The organism is Nocardia neocaledoniensis, assembly GCF_029868625.1.
GTDB lineage: Bacteria > Actinomycetota > Actinomycetes > Mycobacteriales > Mycobacteriaceae > Nocardia > Nocardia neocaledoniensis_A.
Window position 1 is genome coordinate 1 of record NZ_JARWOJ010000424.1, and the last position, 2,072, is coordinate 2,072.

Annotated in this window: 1 protein-coding gene and 1 pseudogene; one reads left to right on the forward strand and one right to left on the reverse strand. The window is 73.3% G+C overall.

Features of this window, described 5'->3' with window-relative positions:
• A pseudogene (locus tag QH270_RS33430) lies at positions 1-647 on the reverse strand (alpha/beta fold hydrolase); the annotation flags it as partial.
• Between the two features lie 213 nt (positions 648-860).
• Here QH270_RS33430 and panB point away from each other — a divergent pair.
• On the forward strand, positions 861-1,715 hold the full coding sequence (gene panB / locus QH270_RS33435; protein WP_280348720.1) for a 3-methyl-2-oxobutanoate hydroxymethyltransferase: 855 nt from the start codon (positions 861-863) through the stop codon (positions 1,713-1,715).
• Positions 1,716-2,072: the final 357 nt, after the last annotated feature.

Below are 2,072 nucleotides of genomic sequence, written 5' to 3' on the forward strand. Positions count from 1 at the left end.
GGGGCGCGTTGCACCGCGCGCTGCTGGTCCATGTCGTGGACGACCTCCCTGGTGCCGACGTGGGTGTGGTGGTCGGCCCCGCTGCGGTGGGGGCTGCGGTCGGCGTATTCGCGGTTGTCGGCCTCGGCGGCGGCGATGCCGTCGGGGGTGTTGTCGATCGGCGGTTCGGCGCGTTCGGCGTCGGACTGCTCGGGCGTCAGGCAGACGATCGCGGGCAGGGACGAACCCACGCCGCGCGGATCGAAACCGACCCGGTCGAACTTCTCGGCCAGCGCGGTGCGGTTGCCGACGGCGACCGTCGAGAGCCCGGAGACGCCAGGTCCGCCGGGGTTCAGCAGCAGCGAGCCGATCTTCTTGCCGGTCGCCGGGATGCGCGAGACCGCGATCTGGGCGGTCGGGCCGTCCGGCTGCGCGTAATCGATCGGCACCGTGATCCTGGCGCATTCGGTCCGGGGCGGCAGCCGGTCCTCGGGGCCACCGAATCCCTCGCACGAACCCCAGTCGAGGGGTTGCTCGTAGAACTTCTCCAGCCCGGCGGGCGGTGGCGGCAGCTCCGCGCGCGAGGCGCTGTCGTCGGTGACCGCGCACCCGGACACGGTCAGCGCGCACAGGGCGCCGAAGAGCACGACGAGCCGGCCTCGCTGCACAGTGGGCCCACCTTTCCGCGCCGCACGGCGCACAACACGATGCGCCCGATCCGCTCGACTGGGCTGAGTTCACGGTAGCCGAACCGGCGCTGTGACCGATCACACCGGGTGCGGCCCTTAAACCTGCTCGGCCCGAGGTGGCACACTGGATTCGTCAGAAAAACCCGGGGACCCGATTCGGGCCTCGAGGAACCAGACGAAAGAGGGACGATGATGTCCGAATCCGCTGAGCAGGCCCCTGCCTACGGTGCCGCTCCCGCCGAAGCCAAGCCCCGCCGCAAGACCCGCGTCCAGCATCTGCAGCAGATGAAGGCCGAGGGCGAGCGCTGGTCGATGCTGACGGCCTACGACTACTCCTCCGCGCGTTTGTTCGAGGAGGCGGGCATTCCGGTCCTGCTGGTCGGCGATTCCGCCGCCAACGTGGTGTACGGCTACGACACCACCGTGCCGATCACCATCGACGAACTCATCCCGCTGGTACGCGGCGTCGTTCGTGGCGCGCCGCACGCGCTCGTCGTCGCCGATCTGCCCTTCGGCACCTACGAGTCCTCGCCGCAGCAGGCGCTGGCCACCGCCACCCGGTTCATGAAGGAGGGCGGCGCGCACGCGGTGAAGCTCGAGGGCGGCGAACGCGTCGCCGAGCAGATCGCGCTGATCACCGCGGCGGGCATTCCGGTGATGGCGCACATCGGGTTCACCCCGCAGAGCGTCAACACCCTGGGCGGGTTCCGGGTGCAGGGTCGTGGCGACGGCGCCGAGCAGCTCATCGCCGACGCGCTCGCCGTACAGGAGGCCGGCGCGTTCTCCGTCGTCATGGAGATGGTCCCGGCCGAACTGGCGGGCCAGGTGACCAACAAACTCACCATCCCGACCGTCGGCATCGGCGCGGGCGCCGACTGCGACGCCCAGGTGCTGGTCTGGCAGGACATGGCGGGCTACACCAGCGGCAAGACCGCCAAGTTCGTCAAGCGCTTCGGCAATGTCGGTGACGAACTGCGCTCGGCCGCCGCTGCCTACGCCGACGAGGTCCGCCGGGGCACCTTCCCCGGTCCCGAGCACAGCTTCTGAATAGTTGGAGCGCTGGCGCGCTCGTGTCGCGGCCCCTTGGTCCCCGGGGGGGGGGGGGCCCGGGGCGCGCCGGCGGGGTGGGGGGCCCCGCCGGCCGGCCGCGGGGGGGGGGCCCCCCCGGGGCCCGGGGTTTACCGGTGGGCCGGCCCGGGGGGGGGGGGGGGCGCGGGGGGGGGGGGGGGGGGGAGGGGCGGGGGGGGGGGGGGGGGGGGGCGGCCCCGCCCGCGCGGGGGGGGCGCGGCGGGGGGGGGGGGGCCGCCCCCCCACGACGGCGGGGTAGAGCTGGCGGTAGCGGGTGACCAGATGGGGGATGAGGTCGTCGGGTGCGCCCGCGTCGCCGAGCAGGGTGGCCAGTGG

What these genes read in the sequence shown, in the direction of transcription:
- panB (WP_280348720.1), top strand. Translation starts at nt 861, where the DNA reads ATGTCCGAATCCGCTGAGCAGGCCCCTGCCTACGGTGCCGCTCCCGCC.